The sequence below is a fragment of the Streptomyces sp. SCSIO ZS0520 genome, from assembly GCF_025643355.1.
GTDB lineage: Bacteria > Actinomycetota > Actinomycetes > Streptomycetales > Streptomycetaceae > Streptomyces > Streptomyces physcomitrii.
Window position 1 is genome coordinate 1,877,322 of sequence record NZ_CP092644.1, and the last position, 17,424, is coordinate 1,894,745.

General features: G+C 73.7%; 15 protein-coding genes. 3 read left to right on the forward strand and 12 right to left on the reverse strand.

Annotated features, from left to right (window positions below; all coding sequences use genetic code 11):
• The first annotated feature begins 11 nt into the window (after positions 1-11).
• The 3 genes from MID12_RS06465 to MID12_RS06475 all read left to right on the forward strand — a co-directional run bounded on the left by MID12_RS06465 (position 12) and on the right by MID12_RS06475 (position 2,936).
• Positions 12-1,007: an ABC transporter permease gene (locus MID12_RS06465; protein WP_040247956.1), complete on the forward strand. Its 996-nt coding sequence runs from the start codon at positions 12-14 to the stop codon at positions 1,005-1,007.
• Positions 1,004-1,843, forward strand: coding sequence for an ATP-binding cassette domain-containing protein (locus tag MID12_RS06470; RefSeq protein ID WP_040247958.1), 840 nt, complete (start codon positions 1,004-1,006; stop codon positions 1,841-1,843). The genes MID12_RS06465 and MID12_RS06470 overlap by 4 nt, the downstream gene beginning before the upstream one ends.
• Positions 1,844-1,919: 76 nt before the next feature.
• Positions 1,920-2,936, forward strand: coding sequence for a LacI family DNA-binding transcriptional regulator (locus tag MID12_RS06475; protein ID WP_040247961.1), 1,017 nt, complete (start codon positions 1,920-1,922; stop codon positions 2,934-2,936).
• 36 nt (positions 2,937-2,972) lie between these two features.
• Here MID12_RS06475 and MID12_RS06480 read toward each other — a convergent pair whose 3' ends face one another.
• From MID12_RS06480 to MID12_RS06535, 12 genes are all read right to left on the reverse strand, one after another.
• Positions 2,973-6,083: a helix-turn-helix transcriptional regulator gene (locus MID12_RS06480; RefSeq protein WP_263165359.1), complete on the reverse strand. Its 3,111-nt coding sequence runs from the start codon at positions 6,081-6,083 to the stop codon at positions 2,973-2,975.
• 77 nt (positions 6,084-6,160) lie between these two features.
• Positions 6,161-6,370 (reverse strand): hypothetical protein, encoded by a 210-nt coding sequence (locus tag MID12_RS06485; protein ID WP_040247964.1) that lies wholly within the window; start codon positions 6,368-6,370, stop codon positions 6,161-6,163.
• A 407-nt stretch (positions 6,371-6,777) separates the two neighbouring features.
• Positions 6,778-7,050 (reverse strand): hypothetical protein, encoded by a 273-nt coding sequence (locus MID12_RS06490; protein ID WP_040256488.1) that lies wholly within the window; start codon positions 7,048-7,050, stop codon positions 6,778-6,780.
• Positions 7,051-7,052: 2 nt separating this feature from the next.
• Positions 7,053-7,220 carry a hypothetical protein gene (locus MID12_RS06495; protein ID WP_168543054.1) on the reverse strand — a complete coding sequence of 56 codons (168 nt, stop codon included), beginning with the start codon at positions 7,218-7,220 and terminating at the stop codon, positions 7,053-7,055.
• A gap of 322 nt (positions 7,221-7,542) precedes the next feature.
• Positions 7,543-8,190, reverse strand: coding sequence for a hypothetical protein (locus tag MID12_RS06500; RefSeq protein WP_263165361.1), 648 nt, complete (start codon positions 8,188-8,190; stop codon positions 7,543-7,545).
• A 124-nt stretch (positions 8,191-8,314) separates the two neighbouring features.
• On the reverse strand, positions 8,315-10,558 hold the full coding sequence (locus tag MID12_RS06505; RefSeq protein WP_263165362.1) for an MMPL family transporter: 2,244 nt from the start codon (positions 10,556-10,558) through the stop codon (positions 8,315-8,317).
• Positions 10,559-10,814: 256 nt separating this feature from the next.
• Complete coding sequence (locus MID12_RS06510; protein ID WP_186095426.1) at positions 10,815-11,288, reverse strand: Pycsar system effector family protein; 474 nt, start codon at positions 11,286-11,288, stop codon at positions 10,815-10,817.
• Between the two features lie 162 nt (positions 11,289-11,450).
• Complete coding sequence (locus tag MID12_RS06515) at positions 11,451-12,326, reverse strand: AraC family transcriptional regulator (RefSeq protein WP_040247981.1); 876 nt, start codon at positions 12,324-12,326, stop codon at positions 11,451-11,453.
• A 137-nt stretch (positions 12,327-12,463) separates the two neighbouring features.
• Positions 12,464-13,687 (reverse strand): SLC13 family permease, encoded by a 1,224-nt coding sequence (locus tag MID12_RS06520; protein ID WP_186095502.1) that lies wholly within the window; start codon positions 13,685-13,687, stop codon positions 12,464-12,466.
• A 318-nt stretch (positions 13,688-14,005) separates the two neighbouring features.
• Positions 14,006-15,517 (reverse strand): Asp-tRNA(Asn)/Glu-tRNA(Gln) amidotransferase subunit GatB, encoded by a 1,512-nt coding sequence (gene gatB, locus MID12_RS06525; protein WP_040247986.1) that lies wholly within the window; start codon positions 15,515-15,517, stop codon positions 14,006-14,008.
• A complete protein-coding gene (locus MID12_RS06530) occupies positions 15,514-16,107 on the reverse strand; it encodes a DUF4276 family protein (RefSeq protein WP_040247989.1) in 594 nt (197 codons plus the stop codon). The genes gatB and MID12_RS06530 overlap by 4 nt, the downstream gene beginning before the upstream one ends.
• Positions 16,104-17,345: an AAA family ATPase gene (locus MID12_RS06535; protein ID WP_263165363.1), complete on the reverse strand. Its 1,242-nt coding sequence runs from the start codon at positions 17,343-17,345 to the stop codon at positions 16,104-16,106. The genes MID12_RS06530 and MID12_RS06535 overlap by 4 nt, the downstream gene beginning before the upstream one ends.
• Positions 17,346-17,424 lie beyond the last annotated feature (79 nt).

Consider the following 17,424-nt stretch of genomic DNA (forward strand, 5'->3'; position numbering starts at 1 on the left):
CAAGGACCGCGATGACCGCCACCACCACCGCGTACGCGCATCTGAAGGACCCGACCACGGTCCGCAGACTGCTGACCGCTCCCACCCTCGGGCCGCTCGTGGCCCTGATCCTCGCCTGTGTCTTCTTCTCCCTGTCCTCCGAGCAGTTCCTGTCCGGCGGCAACTTCTCCCTGATCGTCCAGCAGGTCATGGTGGTGGGCACGCTCGCCATCGGGCAGACGCTGATCATCCTGACCGCGGGCATCGACCTGTCCTGCGGGGCGGTGATGGCCTTCGGCAGCATCGTGATGGCCAAGCTGGCCGCCGAGGGCTCGGTGCCGCCGCTGCTCGCGATCACCCTCGGCCTGGTGGTCTGCGCCGGGTTCGGGCTGCTCAACGGGCTGCTCGTGAAGGGCATTCCGCTGCCGCCCTTCATCGTCACCCTCGGCATGCTGAACGTCGCCTTCGCGCTCACCCACATCTACTCCGAGGAGCAGACCATCAGCCGGCTGCCCTCCGAGCTGACCGTCCTCGGCGACACCTTCCCGCTCGGCAACACCGACATCACCTACGGCTCCCTGGTCACCATCGCCCTCTTCCTGCTCTTCGCCTACGCGCTCGGCTCCACCGGCTGGGGCCGGCACGTCTACGCGCTCGGCAACAGCCCCGAGAGCGCCCGCCTCAACGGCATCGGCACCACCCGGCTGACCATCGGCGTCTACGCGCTGGCCGGACTGGTGTACGGGATCGCCGCGCTGCTGCTCATCTCCCGTACCGGCGTGGGCGATCCGCAGGCCGGGCAGACCGACAACCTGGACAGCATCACCGCCGTGGTGCTCGGCGGCACCAGCCTCTTCGGCGGGCGCGGCACGGTGCTCGGCACCCTGCTCGGCGTACTGATCGTCGGCGTCTTCCGCAACGGACTCCAGCTGATGGGGGTCGCCTCGGTCTACCAGACCCTGATCACCGGAATCCTGGTGATCCTCGCCGTGACCGTCGACCAGATGTCCCGGAGGAAGGTCCGATGAGCACCACGACCACGAAGGCCGCACCGGTGCTCCAGGCGCGCGGCCTGGTCAAGCGCTACGGCCAGGTGACCGCCATCGACGGCGCCGACTTCGACCTGCTGCCCGGCGAGGTGCTCGCCGTCATCGGCGACAACGGCGCCGGGAAGACCAGCCTGATCAAGGCGCTCACCGGGGCACTCGTCCCCGACCGGGGCGAGATCCGGCTGAACGGCGAGCCGGTGCGCTTCAGCGGACCGCAGAGCGCCCGGCAGTACGGCATCGAGACGGTGTACCAGGACCTCGCGGTGGCGCCCTCGATGGACATCGCCTCGAACATGTTCCTCGGCCGCGAACTGCGCAGGCCGGGACCGCTGGGCAGCGTCTTCCGACTGCTGGACAAGAAGCGGATGCGCGAGCAGGCCGCCGCGCACATGGCGGACCTGGGGATCGGCCTGCGCTCGCTGACCCAGACCGTGGAGACCCTCTCCGGCGGGCAGCGGCAGGCGGTCGCCGTGGCGCGGTCGGTGGCCTGGGCGCGCAGCGTGATCGTCATGGACGAGCCCACGGCGGCCCTCGGCGTGAAGGAGTCGGGCCAGGTGCTCGACCTGATCCGCCGGGTACGCGACAAGGGGCTGCCGGTGGTGCTCATCAGCCACAACATGCCCCATGTCTTCGAGATCGCCGACCGCATCCACGTCCACCGGCTCGGCAGGCGCGAGGCCCTGATCCGCCCTCAGGACCACTCCATGGCCGAGGTGGTGGCCATCATGACCGGCGCGCTCAGCGTCAGCGAGGGCGGCGGTACTGTCGTGGCGGACACCGAGGCCGCCAAGGCGGCCGGAGTCACAGCCGACTGATTCGGCGGCCCCCGGCCGCTCCGCCGCCCGCGCGCGGGTGCGGCCGGGGGTGCCCCGCACCAAGGAACGGTGGTACATGGCAGCGACCCGCCGCCCCACTCTGGCCGATGTCGCCCGGGAGGTGGGGGTCAGCGCCAAGACCGTCTCCCGGGTGCTCAACGAGGACGGGCCCAGCTCGCCCGAGACCCGGGCCCGGGTGCTCGACGCGGTGGCCCGGCTCGGCTTCCAGCCCAATCTGATGGCCCGCAACATCCGGGTGGGCGGCCCCGACACCACGGTCGGCCTGGTAGTGCCGAACCTCGGCAACCCCTTCTTCGGCACCGTGGCCGGGGGCATCGAGGACGCCATACGGGAACGCGGGCTCACCCTCCTGATGGGCTCCTCCGCCGAGGACGCGGGCCGCGAACGGCAGTTGACGGACACCTTCCTGGCCCGCCGGGTGAGCGTGCTGATGGTGGTGCCCTCGGTGGACGCCGACCACGGCCACCTCAAATCGCAGCGCGCGGCGGGCCTGCCGGTGGTCTTCCTCGACCGGCCCGGCTCGGGCATCGCCGCCGACTGCGTGGTCAGCGACAACCGGGCGGGCACCCGCGAGGGCGTCGCCCACCTCCTCGGCCGAGGACACCGGCGCATCGGCTTCATCGGCGACATCCCGCCGAAGCTCTACACCCGCCGCGAACGCCTCGCCGGTTACCGCGACGCCCTGGCGCACGCCGGGCTCCCGTACGACAAGGCGCTGGTGGTGGGTACGCACGACGAGGCGGGGGCGGCCGAGGCGGTACGGCGGCTGCTCGCCCTGCCCGAACCGCCGACCGCGCTCTTCGCGGCCAACAACATCGTCGCCCTCGGCGCCGTCGGCGAACTCGCCCGCACCGGCCGCGCCCACGACGTGGCCCTGGTCGCCTTCGACGACCTGCCGCTCGCCGGAGTCCTCGACCCCGGCCTGACCGTGGTCGCCCAGAACCCCGCCGAACTCGGCCGCGCCGCCGCTCGCACGGCCCTGGCCCGGCTGGACGGGGACCGCTCGCGGGCCCGGACGGTGACGGTGGGGACGGAGCTGGTGGCGCGGGGGTCAGGGGAGTTGGGGGTGTGAGCGGGGCCGGAGGGTGAGGTCGGGTTCCGCCACCGCTCAGCCGCCCTCCTCGAACAACCCCAGCCGATGCGCCACCGCCGCCGCCTCACCCCGCCCGGAGACCTCCAACTTCGCCAGGATGTGGGAGACATGGACGCTGGCCGTCTTCGGGGAGATGAAGAGTTCCTCGGCGATCTGGCGGTTGCTGCGGCCCCGGGTGACCAGGCGCAGGACGTCGCGTTCGCGGCCGGTGAGGCCCAACTCCGCGGCGGCGTCGGCCGGTTCCGGTGCCTTCGGGCCGTGCAGGGCGACCCGGGCGCGCTGGGCGAGCTGGGCCACCTGCTCGGCGAGCGGGCGCGCCTTCAGATGCTCCGCCACCGCCTTCGCCTGCCGCAGCAAGACGACGGCCTCACCCCGTTCGTCCCCCCGTACGTCACTCCGCTCTTCCTCCCGCTCGTCCCGAAGGCTCCCGCGCGCCTCGTCCCGCGCTTCCCCGCGCTGCTCGCCCCGGCGCCCCTCGCCCCCGCCCGACAGCAGGGCCTCCGCGAGGCGGAGCCGGACCCGGGCAAGGTCGTAGGGGCGCTCCAAGGGGGCGAGTGCCGACTCCGTCTCGCGCCAGGCGGCGGGGTCCGACCGGCCCTCGGCGCGCAGGAGTTCGGCGCGCAGCCAGTGGGCGTACGCCTCCCAGACCGGTACCCCGGTGGTCAGCCGCTTCGCCGCCGCGCGCAGCAGGTCGAGGGCCTCCGCGCGGCCGGGGGCGGAGAGGGCGAGGTGCCGGGCCTCGGCCTCCGCGGTGGCGGCGGCGAGCAGCAGCGGCCAGGCGTAGCGCTGGGTGCCCGGCGGGAATCCGGCCTCGACGGCACCGGCCACCTCGGCGCGGGCGTCGAGCAGGCGGCCCTGACCGGCCGCGAGCAGCAGGGCCAGGCGGGCCAGCGGCAGCGAGTTCTGCGGCATGGGGTCGAGGCCCCCGAAGCGGGTACGGGATTCCGCCAGGCGGCGGGCGGTCTCCTCCTCGTCGCCCCGGGCGGCGGCGAGCAGGCCGAGGCGCAGGGCGCCCATGCCGCCGGGTTTGGCGCCCTGGCCGCCGTGCTCGGTGCGTTCGGCGGCGGCGGTCGCCTCCTCCCAACGGCCCAGTGTCGTCAGGGATTCGGCGAGGTTGCCCCAGAGCCAGGCCGCCGACTCCTGGAGTCCGTAGCGCCGGGCGAGCACGATGCCCTCCTCGACGACCGCGACCGCCTCCCGGGAGCGGCCGAGGCCTTCGAGCACCGAGGCGAGGTTCACATGGCTGCGGCCGAGCAGGAAGGTGAGCCCGCGGGTGGCGACGGCCTCCCGTACCGCCTCCATCTCGGCGAGTCCGCGCGTCACGTCCCCGGCGTCGGCGAGCAGGCCGCCGAGGGTGAGGCGGGCGTTCAGCTCGATGTCCCAGGCGCCGACCATGCGGGCGTACTCGACGGCCCGTTCGGCGTCGGCCAGGGACTCGGGGCCGGGGGTGTGCAGCATGGTCCAGGTGGCGGCGTGGGCGAGCACCTCGGCGTGCACCTCGGACGGGGGCTGCCCGCGGACGAGTTCCTGGGCGCTGGCGAGTTCGGCCCGGCCGTCGCCGCGGCCCTGGCTCTGCACCAGGCGGGAGCGCTGGACCCAGAACCAGGCGGCGCGCAGCGGATCGGGGTCCGCTTCGAGGAGCCGCAGCGCCCGCTTGGTGATCTTCATGGCGCGTTCCCGCTCCCCGCACAGCCGCCCGGCGACCGCGGCCTCCGCCATCAGGTCGAGGAAGCTCAGCGGGGCGGCCGCCGGGTCGCGGTCGCCCACCGGGTAGGCCTCCGCGTGGTCCAGGGGCCGCAGCCCGGCGCGGGCGGTCTCCGGGGCCTGGTCCCACAGCTCCATCGCCCGTTCCAGGAGGCTGAGTTGCTCGGCGTAGGCGTGCCGCCTGCGGGCGGCGGCGGAGGCGTCGAGGACGGCGGGCAGGGCCTTGGCCGGTTCGTGCGCGTGGTACCAGTAGCTGGCGAGGCGGGTGGCGCGCTCCTCGGCCGGTACGAGGTGGGGTTCGGCCTCCAGGGCGTGCGCGTAGCGGCGGTTGAGGCGGGCCCGCTCGCCGGGCAGCAGGTCGTCGCTGACCGCCTCGCGCACCAGGGAGTGGCGGAAGCGGTAGCCGTCGCCCTCCGGCGCGGGGAGCAGGACATGGGCGCCGACCGCGCCGCGCAGCGCCTCGATGAGGGCGTCCTCGCCGAGCCCGGCGACCGCGGCGAGCAGCCGGTACTCGACGGTGGAACCGCCCTCGGCGACGATCCGCACCACCCGCTGGCCCTCCTCGGGCAGCGACTCCACCCGGACCAGGAGCAGATCGCGCAGCGAGTCGGTGAGCCCGGTGCACTGCCCGGACCGTACGGTGCCCGCGAGTTCCTCGACGAAGAAGGCGTTGCCGTCGCTGCGCGTGAACACCTCGTCCACCAGGGCCTCTTCGGGCTCGGCGGCGAGGATCCCGGCGAGCTGGCGGGAGACCTCGGGCGGGCTGAAGCGGGGCAGTTCGACGCGGGTGACGGTGCGCAGCCGGTCGAGTTCGGCGAGCAGGGGGCGCAGCGGGTGGCGGCGGTGCAGGTCGTCGGAGCGGTAGCTGCCGAGGAGGACGAGGCGGCCGCGGGCGGGGGTGCGGAAGAGGTAGGCGAGCAGGTGCCGGGTGGAGGCGTCGGCCCAGTGCAGGTCCTCCAGGGCGAGGACGAGGGTGCGTTCGGCGGCGAGGCGTTCCAGGAGGCGCAGGGTGAGTTCGAAGAGCCGGGCGGTGCCGTCCTCCTCGTAGCGGCCCCCGGGGCTCTCGCCCAACTCCGGGAGCAGCCGGGCGAGTTCGGCTTCCTGCCCGGCGACGGCGGCGGTGAACTCGGCGGGCAGCCGGCGGCGCAGGGCGCGCAGCGCGGTCGAGAAGGGCGCGAAGGGCAGCCCCTCGGCGCCGATCTCCACGCAGCCGCCGACCGCGAACTCGGCGCCCGCCTCCCGTACTTCGGCGCCGAACTCCTCCAGGAGGCGGCTCTTGCCGACGCCCGCCTCGCCGCCGAGCAGCAGCGCCTGGGGCTCCCCGGCACCGGCCCGGGCGAGCGCCTCGCGCAGCGTGCCCAGCTCCTCCTCGCGACCGACGAAAACCGGACTGACCGACCTGTTCTCCACGCCGTCGAGCATCGCACAGCGGGCACCGGCGGCCCCGCCGGACCCGGCCCCGACCGGCTCGGGGCCCGGCCCGGGAAGCCCGCCACCGCTCACGCCGCACGACCGGACCAGGACCGGTGGAGCTGCCGCCTCACCTGCCCTCCCTCTTCCCGGCCGGCACTGCGGGCGGCGGCGCGTCCCGCGGTGCGACGGGCGGTGCGGGCCTCGCGCAGCTGCCGGTCGCGGGCGGCCTCCGCCGCGAGTTCGGCGTGGCGCAGCCGGTGCAGCTCGTAGGCGAACATCCGGTCGTAGGCGGACATCTTCTTCCCCTGTCTTCGCATCGGGCCGCGGAGCGGCGGTCCGAGGTCGGTGCCCGGCTCACCCGCCGAGGGGGCGAGCGCTCTTCCGCGAGGTGATGCCTCAAGACTTCCGGGGCAGGCCCCCGGGCCGCATCGGGAGGCTGCCGCATCTTGCCGGGGCGCGGGGCCTCAGGGCCTCGCGCGGGGGGCCTTAGCGCCTCCACTCCTCCGGCACGTTCGCCGTCACTCTGCGCCACAACCCCGCGGGGCTGCTCTCCGCCGCGCAGGGCAAGGAGAAACCGCAGGGCAAGGAGGAGCCGCCCTTCGAGGGGGACTCACTCTGCGTCTTCGGTCGGCCCGGGCACGGCCGGCGCACCCGTACCGCGCGATCGCCCCGGGCACGGGCTGCCCGGGGCGATCGCGGGCGTTCACCCCACGGCGACCCAGCCCGCGGTGCCGTTCACCGCGAGGAGTACGCCGATGATCACCAGGTCGGCGATGCCGAGACCGAGGCCGAGCCAGGCGCGGAAGCGGCGCGGGGTGTTGCGCCGGAGGGCGACGACCGCGAGCGCGATGGCGATCGGGCCGAGGACGAGGTTCAGGACCAGCAAGCCGACGAGTCCGAGGACGAAGGAGGCGACGGCCATGCCGGAGGTGTCGGCGCGGCCGGTCCGCCGGGTGGGCTCCCCTGTCAGGCGCACGCTCATCGGACCTCACCCACCCGGGTACGGCGGCGGCGTTCCTTGACGGTGAACACCGCCAGCCACACCACGATGACCGCGCCGAGGCCGAGGGCCACCGGCAGCGGCAGATAGGAGGCCGCCCCCAGCACGACCAGGAGTACCAGTAGGGCGACTACGAGGAAGAGCATGCTCAACGCCTCCTTGGCGTACGGATGAAGCACCACCGGGCAGTCGTGCGCGCCGCGGGGCACTGGATCGTGTACTACCGAGTAACCCGATTCCGCCGAGGTATGCGCGCGGTCCGGCGGAGCGGGGGTACGGGCGGCCTCCCGCGCCTGGCCGCGCCGGGAACACCCGTACCGGTAACGGGCCCCCCGGCACCCCGTACCGGCCCGGCACAGCGAACGGCCCGGTCTGGGGTCAGACCGGGCCGTGGGGGACGGGGGCGGGCGGCGGCTCCCTGCGGAGGCCGGTGCGCCGTGGGGGTGTGCGGGCGGGGCGGCCGCCCGCTCAGGGTGCCGAGGGCAGCGAGAGCAGGACGTCCGTGTACTTCAGGACGGCGAGCAGCAGGCCGATCACGCCGAGGACGACGCCGCCCCAGGCCACCGACCGGATCCAGACCGCCGGGGCCGGGCGCGGCACACCGAAGGCCGGGCGGGCGAGGACGACGGCGCCGATGACCAGGGCCACGAGCGCGAAGATCCCGCCGACCAGGGCGGTGGCCTCCCAGGAGTCGCCGTAGACCGCCTGGATCTGGTCGGCGGCGCTGGCCTCCTGCGAGGTCTTGATCTGGCCCTTGAGGTTGGCGCGGGCGGAGGCGATGGTGCCGAGCCAGCCGCCGGTCAGCGAGACGACGCCGAGCGCGGCCGAGACCACGGCCCCGGCGCCGAGGCCGACACCGGCAGCCGCCGGCTCGGGCTCCGCCTCGACGATCTCCTCGCCCTCGACGGTCTCCTCGACGACCACCTCGTCCTCGGCGGGCGTCTTGCCGAGGTCGGCCGGGGCGGCGGCCTTCTCCTCGGCGGGGGCCGCCTCCTCCTTGGCCTTCGCGCCCTCCTCACGGGCGGCCGGCACCTTGTCCTCCTTCGCCTCGGCCTCGGCGGCCGCCGCGACCGCCGCCTCGTCCTTCTCGGCTGTGTTCTCGTTCGTGGTTCCCATGCGGCGCACGGTACGGAGGGAGTCTGAGAAGTTCCTTAATATCGGCCCCCGAAGTTTCACGAGGCCTTCCGCACAGGGCGTCCCAGGGCCCCGGAGAGACTTCGCGGGCCTCGGCGCGTCCCCTTCACCGCCGCTCGACGAGCCCGCTCTCCTCGTACGACTCCAGAGCAGCACTGTCCGCCGCCGGTACGGATCCGGTGGGCCGGACGGCGCCCGCGCGGCACTCCGGCGGTTCGATGCTGATCCGCGGCAGCAGCCGGTCCAGGCTCCTGGGCAGCCACCAGTTGGCGCCGCCGAGCAGGTGCATCAGGGCGGGGACGAGCAGGGTGCGCAGCACGAAGGCGTCCAGGGCCACGGCCGCGGCGAGACCGATGCCGAACATCGCGATGACCCGGTCCCCGCTGAGCACGAAGGCGAGGAAGACCGAGATCATGATCACCGCGGCGGAGTTGATGACCCGGCCGGTCTCGGCGAGGCCGACGCGTACCGCCCGACGGTTGTCGCCGGTCTCCAGCCACTCCTCGTACATCCTGCTGACCAGGAAGACCTGGTAGTCCATGGAGAGTCCGAAGAGGACCGAGACCATGATCACCGGGAGGAAGGGCTCGATGGGCCCCGCGCCGCCCAGGCCGAGCAGCCCGGCGCCCCAGCCGAACTGGAAGACCGCCACCACGACGCCGAAGGCCGCCGAGACCGCGGCGACGTTCATCGCCGCCGCCTTCAGCGGGATGCCGACCGAGCGGAAGGCGAGCAGGAGCAGCAGGCAGCCGAAGCCGATGACCACCCCGATGAACAGCGGCAGCTTGCCGAGGATGACGTCCGCGAAGTCGTCGTAGCTCGCCGTCACCCCGCCCACCTGCACATCGAGCGAGGTGTCGGCCTCCACCCGCGGCAGCACGTGCGCTCGCAGCCGGTCCACCAGCGCGCTGGTCTCGGCGGACTGCGGCGCGGTCTGGGGCAGCACCGTCAGATACCCCGCGTCGCCCGCCGCGTTGTACGCCACCGGGCTCACCGAGCCGATGCCCGGGGTCGCTTCGAGGGCGCCGCCCAGATTGTCCAGGGCGAGCCGGTCGTCGGCGCCGTCGACCCGGGTGACCAGGGTGAGCGGGCCGTTGACACCGGGTCCGAAGCCCTCGGCGAGCAGGTCGTAGGCCTTGCGGGTGGTGGCGCCCGCGGGGTCGTTGCCCTGGTCGGAGGTGCCCAGGTGCAGGGCGAGGGTGGGCAGCGAGAGCACCGCCATCACGGCCGTCGCCAGCGCCCCGAGCAGCTTCGGCCGCTTCTCCACGAAGGCGGACCAGCGGGCGGCGAGCCCGGTCGGCAGCTCGGGCCGCGGCCCCTCCTCGGCGAGCCGGCGGCGCTCGCGGCGGCTGAGGGCCCGCATGCCGAGGAAGGAGAGCAGCGCGGGCAGCAGGGTCACCGAGGCGGCCACGGTCAGGACCACGGTGAGGCAGGCCGCCATCGCCACCCCGTCGAGGAAGCTGAGCCGGAGGATGAGCATCCCGAGCAGGGCGATGCAGACGGTGGCGCCCGCGAAGACGACCGCCCGCCCGGTGGTGGCCACCGCCTGGGCGGCCGCCTCGGCAACCGGCAGCCCGCGTTGGAGGCCCCGCCGGTGCCGGGTGACGAGGAAGAGGGCGTAGTCGATGCCGACCCCGAGGCCGATGAGCAGCCCGAGCATCGGCGCGAAGTCCGCGACGGTCGTCAGATGGCCGAGCAGTTCGATCCCGGCGTACGCGGTGCCGACGCCGACCAGCGCCGTGGCGATCGGCAGCAGCGAGGCGGACAGCGAACCGAAGGCGAGGAAGAGCACCACCGCGGCGACCCCGACCCCGACGAACTCGGCGAGATGCCCGCCCTGCTCCTTGGTCAGCCCGACCGCGCTGCCGCCCAGCTCCACCTGGAGCCCCTCGGTGCGCGCCGCCGCCGCGGCGTCCACCACGGCCTGCGCATCGGACCTGTCCAGCTCGCCCACCGGACCGTCGAAGGTGACCAGCGCGTACGCGGTCCGGCTGTCGGCGCTAATCTGCCCCGCCCCGCGCTCCCCGTAGGGGCTGGTCACCGAGGCGACCCGGTCTTGCGCGGCGACCCGCTCCAGGGTCCGCGTCATCGTCTGCTCGACGTCGGCGGCCCGGACGCTGGTGCCCCGCGGGGTGTGCCAGACCAGGGTGTCGCCGTCCCCGCCGAGCCCCGCGAAGTCCTCGTCCAGCAACCGGGTGGCCCGCCCGGACTCGGTCCCCGGCACCTCGTAGTCGTTGGAGTACGCGGATCCGGTGAGGGCGGCCGCCGCGGCGGTACCGCCGAGCGCGAGAAGCCACAGCAGTACGGCGGCGAGTCGGTGCCTGACGCACCACCGGGCGAGTGCTGCCACGGATCGGCTCCCTGGTGTGCTTCGAGGTCGTCGACGGGAGCAGCACGGTGGCGGTGGTCGACCGCAGGCCGCGCATTGTCCGGAACATACTGAAAGCCCCGGAATACCCGCAAGGATAGGAGAACAGCCGGGACATACTCTTGCAGGAACAAGAGATCATTTGCCCGTTTGGTGGGGTTGCTCACAGAGTGGGCACATCGGGTGGGCGCGGGCCCGGATCCGGCCGCCACCACTCCTCGGGCCTCCCTGAGGCTTCTCAGCCCACCCCCGCCAGCACCCCCGCCACCGCCACCAGGCCCAGCCCGGCGAGCAGGCAGTCCACCGCGGCGCGGATGAGCCGGAATTTGCGCAGGGCCAGGGCGGCCAGGAAGCGCAGGTGTTCCACGCGGTAGCCGCCGAGGAGCTGGGCCCGCAGTTCCTCGTCGCCGAGGGCGGGCCAGCTGGTCCAGCCGGTGCCCGTGAGGTCGGGGCGTACGGCGAGCAGCAGCAGGGCGGTGGCCGCGAGCAGCGCGGCGGCGGCGAGGGCGCCGGTCACCGCGACGGCGGCCGGGAGGTCCAGGGTCACCGCCGCCGAGAGCAGGGCCGCGAGGGCCGCCGCGGACAGGGCGAGCAGCAGCCCGGCCTTGCTCTCGGTGCGGGCCAGATCGCTCTGCACGCCCGCCACCAGCGCGGCGATCCGCTGCTGCGCCGCTTCGTCGCCCGGCGCGGCGGGCCCCGTCGTCGTCGCCATCGGCGCCGCTCCTTGCCTTCTCCGGTCTCCCCTGTGCCCTTGCTCCTCGCGTGCACATGGTCTCGTACGGCCCGGTGCCGCCGCCCGCCGGTCGGGGTGTCATGTCGTCCCAACCGGCGGGCCGCGCACGGCACTTGCCGGTGCCCGGAGCCGCAGCGCCGCTCAGGCGAGGGCCTCGGGGGTGTGCTCCACCGGGATCCACACCTGGGCGTCCGCCTCCTTGCCGTCCGCCGAGAGCTTCGTCCAGGAGAGTTCGGGCCCGGGCCTGCTGCGGTACGGGTTGGCCGGGAACCACTGGGTGAAGATGTCCCGCCAGAGGTACTGGACGGCCTCCGGGAAGGCGCCGGAGCTCTCGAAGACCGCCCAGCTGCCGCCCGCGACGGTACGGGTCTCCATGCCCTCCGGGGCGTCTGCGCCGGTCAACACCCCGTGGAAATAGTCGATTTCGGTGCCCTCCTCCCGGCCCGCGGAGAGCTTGTCGACGGCTGCGACGATCCCCTCGGGCTCCTGGTCGGAGAGTTCCGCCAGGCGGTCCAGGGTCTCCCGGCCGATGCTCCGCACAAAGGCGACGATGGCCGGATTCATCCCCTCGTGGACCAAGGGGACCTGCGTCCCCCGGCCCACCATCCGGAAGGCGTCCTTCTCCACGATCCGATACCGCATACTGCTGCTCCCTTCGACGGTGAGGCGGAAGGAGAGCCGGGGCTGCGACTCCAGGGCCGCGCCGGTGCGGCGGGCCTCGCCGGGGCCGACCCCGTGCATCGCGCGGAAGGCGCGGGCGAAGGCCTCCGCCGAGCCGTAGCCGTACCGCACCGCGATGTCGAGGAGCGTCCGCTCGCCCGCGAGCACCTCGGCGCCCGCGACAGTCAGCCGGCGGCGGCGTACGTACTCCGAGAGCGGCAGACCCGCGAGGGCCGAGAACATCCGCCGGAAGTGGTACTCCGAGGTGACGGCGATCCGTGCGAGCCGTGCCGCGTCGGTCTTCTCACCGAGGTGGCGCTCGATGTCCTCCATGGCCTCGTTGAGCTGCTCCAGCACCGTGGCTCTCCTTGTCCTGCTGCTGTTGTGCTGCCCTCACGTTAGGAAGAGCGAGGGCTCCCGGACCCGACATCCGGTGCCCGCTGCGGTCGCCCCTCGGGTCTCGGGCCGAGCCCCGGGCCCCGAATCCCGAGCCGTCAGAAGATCCGCAGTCCCGCCCACAGGGTGACGGTCGAGACGAGCAGGGTGGGCGGGACGGTGAGCAGGCCGAGGCGGGTGAACTCGCCGAGGCGGGGCATCGCCGCCGGGTCGCCGTGCTCGTGCAGGATCCGGCGCCACAGCAAAGTCGCGAGGGACCCGGCGTAGGTGAGGTTGGGGCCGAGGTTCACGCCGATCAGGGCGGCGAGCAGCGGGCCGGGGCCCGCCGAGCCGAGGACCGGGAGCAGGGCGAGCACGGCGGGCAGATTGTTGATGAGGTTGGCCAGGACCGCGGCCAGGGCGGCGATGCCGAGCAGCGCGGGCAGCGAGTCGCCGCCGGGGAGCAGCCGGTCCACCTCCTCGCCGAGTCCGTTGTCGACCACCGCCTTCACCACGACGCCGAGCGCGAGGACGAAGAGGCAGAACAGCGGGTTCGCCGAGCGGAGCAGGCGCAGCGGGGTGGTGCGGCGCCGGGCGAGTTCCCGTACCGCGAGGACCAGGGTGCCCGCCAGGGCCGCCCACACCGGCTCGGCGCCCGCGAAGGAGGTGAGCGCGAAACCGGCGAGGGTCAGCAGCAGGACGACGAGGGTGAAGCGGGGGAAGCGGGGGACCTCGGCGGGGTCGGCGGTGTGCACCGGGGCGGCCAGATCGCGGGCGAAGAAGCGGCGGAAGACCGCGTACTCGATCAGTACGGCCGCCAGCCAGGGCACCGTCATCAGGAGCGCGAAGCGGGTGAAGCTCAGCCCGCTGGCGGTGAAGGCGAGGAGGTTGGTGAGGTTGGAGACGGGGAGCAGGAGGGAGGCGGAGTTGGCGAGGTGGGCGCTCGCGTAGACATGCGGGCGGGGGCGGGCGCCGACCCGGTGGGCGGTGGCCAGGACCACCGGGGTCAGCAGCACCACCGTGGCGTCCAGGCTGAGGACGGCCGTGGTGACGGCCGCCGCCGCGAAGGTGCCGCCGAGCAGCCGCCCGGGCCGTGCCCCGCAGGCCCGCGCCACCAGGTCCCCGGTCGCCGCGAACAGCCCTTCGTCGGCGCAGAGTTGGGCGAGCACCAGGACCGCCGCGAGGAAGCCCACCACCGGCAGCAGCTCGCGGAGCTGGGCCCAGGCCTCTTCCGGGGAGAGCGCGCCGAGGGCGACCAGGAGCGAGGCGGCGGGCACCGCGGCGGCGGCCTCCGGCCAGGCGCCCGGTCGGGCCACCGCGAAGGCGAGCACCGCGAGCAGCATGGCCACCGAGAGGGTCTCGGCGAGGACGGCGTTCAGTCCTGGGCTCCGTATCGTTCGGGGGTGTCGGCATCGTCCGGGACGGGGGTCAGGCGGTCCGGGGTGACAGTCCAGGGTGGCGGTCCGGGCGGCGGTCCGGGGCGGCGGACCCCGGGGGCACTCCGGAGTGGCAGTCCGGGGCGGCGGTCCGGGCGGCGGTCCTTCAGGACAGCCGATCCGTCAGGGGAGGGCGCCCGCCGAAGGGGGCGGCGCACCGGGCTGGTGCGCCGCCCCCTTCGGGTGGCTGGTCCGGCGGGTGACCGGTCCGGACGGTGCCGGGTGTCAGCCCTCGACGCCGAGCTGCGCGAGGATCAGTTCCTTCACGCGGGCGGCGTCCGCCTGGCCGCGGGTCGCCTTCATCACGGCGCCGACCAGGGCGCCCGCCGCCTGCACCTTGCCGCCGCGGATCTTGTCGGCGATGCCCGGGTTGGCGGCGATGGCCTCCTCGACCGCGGTGGTCAGTGCGCCCTCGTCGGAGACGACCTTGAGGCCGCGCTTGTCGACCACCTCGTCCGGGGTGCCCTCACCGGCGAGTACGCCCTCGATGACCTGGCGGGCCAGCTTGTCGTTGAGGTCGCCCGCGGCCACCAGGGCGGTCACCCGGGCGACCTGCTCCGGGGTGATCGGCAGGGCGTCGAGCGGGCGGCCGGTCTCGTTGGCGTGCCGGGCCAGCTCGCCCATCCACCACTTGCGGGCCTGGTCGGCGGGGGCGCCCGCCTCGATGGTGGCGACGATCGGGTCGATGGCACCGGCGTTGAGGATCGACTGCATGTCGTGGGCGCCGACGCCCCACTCCTCGCGCAGCCGGTTGCGGCGGGCCAGCGGCTGCTCGGGCAGGCCCGCGCGCAGCTCCTCGACCCACTCGCGCGGGGGCGCGACGGGCACCAGGTCGGGCTCCGGGAAGTACCGGTAGTCCTCGGCGTTGTCCTTGATCCGGCCGGAGGTGGTGGAGCCGTCCTCCTCGTGGAAGTGGCGGGTCTCCTGGACGATGGTGCCGCCGGTGGAGAGCACCGCGGCGTGCCGCTGGATCTCGAAGCGGGCCGCGCGCTCCACCGATCGCAGCGAGTTGACGTTCTTGGTCTCGGAGCGGGTGCCGAACTCCGTGGTGCCGTTCGGCCGCAGCGAGAGGTTCACATCGCAGCGCATCTGGCCCTTGTCCATCCGGGCCTCCGAGACGCCGAGCGCCTTGATCAGCTCGCGCAGCTCGGCCACGTAGGCCCTGGCGACCTCCGGGGCCCGCTCCCCCGCGCCCTCGATCGGCTTGGTGACGATCTCGATGAGCGGGATACCGGCGCGGTTGTAGTCGAGCAGGGAGTGCGAGGCCCCGTGGATGCGGCCGGTGGCGCCGCCGACATGGGTGGACTTGCCGGTGTCCTCCTCCATGTGGGCGCGCTCGATCTCCACCCGGAAGACCTCGCCGTCCTCCAGCTGGACGTCCAGATAGCCGTCGAAGGCGATCGGCTCGTCGTACTGGGAGGTCTGGAAGTTCTTCGGCATGTCCGGGTAGAAGTAGTTCTTCCGCGCGAAGCGGCACCACTCGGCGATCTCGCAGTGCAGCGCGAGCCCGATCTTGATCGCGGACTCGACGCCGGTCGCGTTGACCACCGGCAGCGAACCGGGCAGCCCCAGGCAGGTCGGACAGGTCTGCGAGTTGGGCTCCGCACCGAGCTCGGTGGAGCAGCCGCAGAACATCTTGGTCCTGGTGCCGAGTTCGACATGGACCTCCAGGCCCATGACGGGGTCGTACGACTCGAGGGCCTCGTCGTAGGACACCAGGTCGGTCGTGACGGTCACAGGAAGTGCAACTCCTTCAGGGCAGCTGTGAGATCGGCGCACCACTGCTGGTACGCGGGGAGTCTGCGGAGGCGGTCGAGGTCGGCACGCTCGCCGAGGTGCTGGGCGAGCTGACGGGTGTCCCGACCTCGCAGGATACGGGAGAGCAAGGCCTTCGGGTCGGGGACCTTCTCGGCCTCGTGCGGGGAGGAGGGAATCAGCGCGCGGTCGGCGCCGGGGAGGGAGGCGAGGAGGGGGCCGTCCGCCAGGAGCCATGCCTCCGTCTCCCGGATCGGCACGGTGGGGACGATGCGGCAGCCGGGCGGGAGTTCGACGCCGGAGCGGACCTTGTCGATCTTCGCGCGCTCGCGGTGGTCGTTGTGGAGGAGCAGGAGGTCCCGGTCGGTGGCCAGGTCGGCCACCAGTCGGCACACCTGCTCGTGGAGGCTGCGGGCGGTACTGCAGTCCGCGGTCACCGGCCACTCGTCGACGTCGAACGGCTCCGGCAGCCCGGCCGCCATCGCCTGCAGCTGCCGCGTCGCGAGCGGGCGGAAGAAGGCCTCGTCCTCGGGCCCCTCGACGAACAGCGCGAAGGTCAGATAACGGCTCACAGGCTTCCCGCCGTCGCGGACTCCAGATACCGGCGCACCTCGTACGGGCCGACGAAGGTGCCGCGCCGACCGGACTCGGCGAGCGGACGCACCCGGGTGTGCCGGGAGGCCACCTCGCCTCCGCCGACCCGGACGACCGTGTCCACGAAGCGGATGTCGCCGGTGTGCTCCGGATAGACCGCGGAGAGGACCACGGGCGAGTGGGTGGTGACGATGATCTGCTGCAGGGCGTCCACACCCGAACACCGCCGGAGCCGGTCCACAAGTTCCCTGACCTGACCGGGGTGCAGGCCGTTCTCGACGTCCTCGATCATCAGCGTCGCGCACGCGCCCGGCCGGTGCGCCGCGCGCCCCTCCCGGAGCGGACCGCTCACCCCGTCGTGCGCGGCGGTCAGCAGGGCCAGCGCATGCAGGGTTCCGTCCGAGGCGAGGCGGACGGGGATGGGGGTGCCGTCGCGGTAGACCAGGTCGAGTTCCCAGGTGCCGTCGTGCTCGTTGGGCCGGGGCAGCAGCTCCACCAGGCCCGGCAGGACGGCCGAGGTGTCGGCCCGCAGCAGCAGCGCACGCCGGGCGTGCTCCTCGTCGGCGTCCTGCTCTCCCCCGGCCAGGAGGCGCCCGAGTACGGCGGCCAGATTGCCCGCGTCGGGTGCGACTCGGGTGTCGTCGGCGAGGTCGGGGGCCTTGCGCGCGGCGGAGGGCCGCGGGACCAGCCGGTCCCAGGCACAGGCACGCCACACCTCGACCAAGGAGTACGGGACCTCCGCGTTCGCGCGGATCTCCTCCTGGAGCCGGCTGTCGAGACCCCAGTACGCCGGTGCCTCGGTCAGGGGGCGCACGCTCACCGTGAGGGAGGGACTGCCCCGCTCCTGCGGCCGGTTCACCTCCGCGTCCAGGCGCAGATGGAGAAGCCCATACTCGGGATCGACGTGCAGGAAGCACACCGTGAGACGCAGCCGGTCCGCGACCGATCCGTCCCCGTACCGGTGGAAGAGGTCGAGGATCCGGCCCCTGCGGTCACCGCCCGGCCGGAGGCCGCCCCGCCAGGTGTGATGACCGGGCGGGCCCTGCTCGACGTCGAGATGACGGCTGTCGGTGAGTACCTGCGCGGCGAGATCCACCGCCTCGAGCAGATTGCTCTTGCCGGAGCCGTTCTGGCCCACGAGCACCGTGAACGGGGCGAGGTCCACCGCGACCTCGCGGAACGAGCGGAAGCCCTCGATCTCCAGTCGCGTGATCACCGTGTCACCTCCTTCTCGTACCGGCAATGTCCTCATGAGCAGCCGGGGCCCGGCCGAGGCCGGGCCCCGAGGCGCGAAC

Excerpts from the sequence above, each read along its gene's own strand:
- MID12_RS06465 (WP_040247956.1), top strand. The coding sequence starts at position 12 with ATGACCGCCACCACCACCGCGTACGCGCATCTGAAGGACCCGACCACG.
- MID12_RS06470 (WP_040247958.1), top strand. The coding sequence starts at position 1,004 with ATGAGCACCACGACCACGAAGGCCGCACCGGTGCTCCAGGCGCGCGGC.
- MID12_RS06475 (WP_040247961.1), top strand. The coding sequence starts at position 1,920 with ATGGCAGCGACCCGCCGCCCCACTCTGGCCGATGTCGCCCGGGAGGTG.
- MID12_RS06480 (WP_263165359.1), bottom strand. The coding sequence starts at position 6,083 with ATGCTCGACGGCGTGGAGAACAGGTCGGTCAGTCCGGTTTTCGTCGGT.
- MID12_RS06485 (WP_040247964.1), bottom strand. The coding sequence starts at position 6,370 with ATGTCCGCCTACGACCGGATGTTCGCCTACGAGCTGCACCGGCTGCGC.
- MID12_RS06495 (WP_168543054.1), bottom strand. The coding sequence starts at position 7,220 with ATGCTCTTCCTCGTAGTCGCCCTACTGGTACTCCTGGTCGTGCTGGGG.
- MID12_RS06500 (WP_263165361.1), bottom strand. The coding sequence starts at position 8,190 with ATGGGAACCACGAACGAGAACACAGCCGAGAAGGACGAGGCGGCGGTC.
- MID12_RS06510 (WP_186095426.1), bottom strand. The coding sequence starts at position 11,288 with ATGGCGACGACGACGGGGCCCGCCGCGCCGGGCGACGAAGCGGCGCAG.
- MID12_RS06520 (WP_186095502.1), bottom strand. The coding sequence starts at position 13,687 with ATGCTGCTCGCGGTGCTCGCCTTCGCGGTGGCCCGACCGGGCGCCTGG.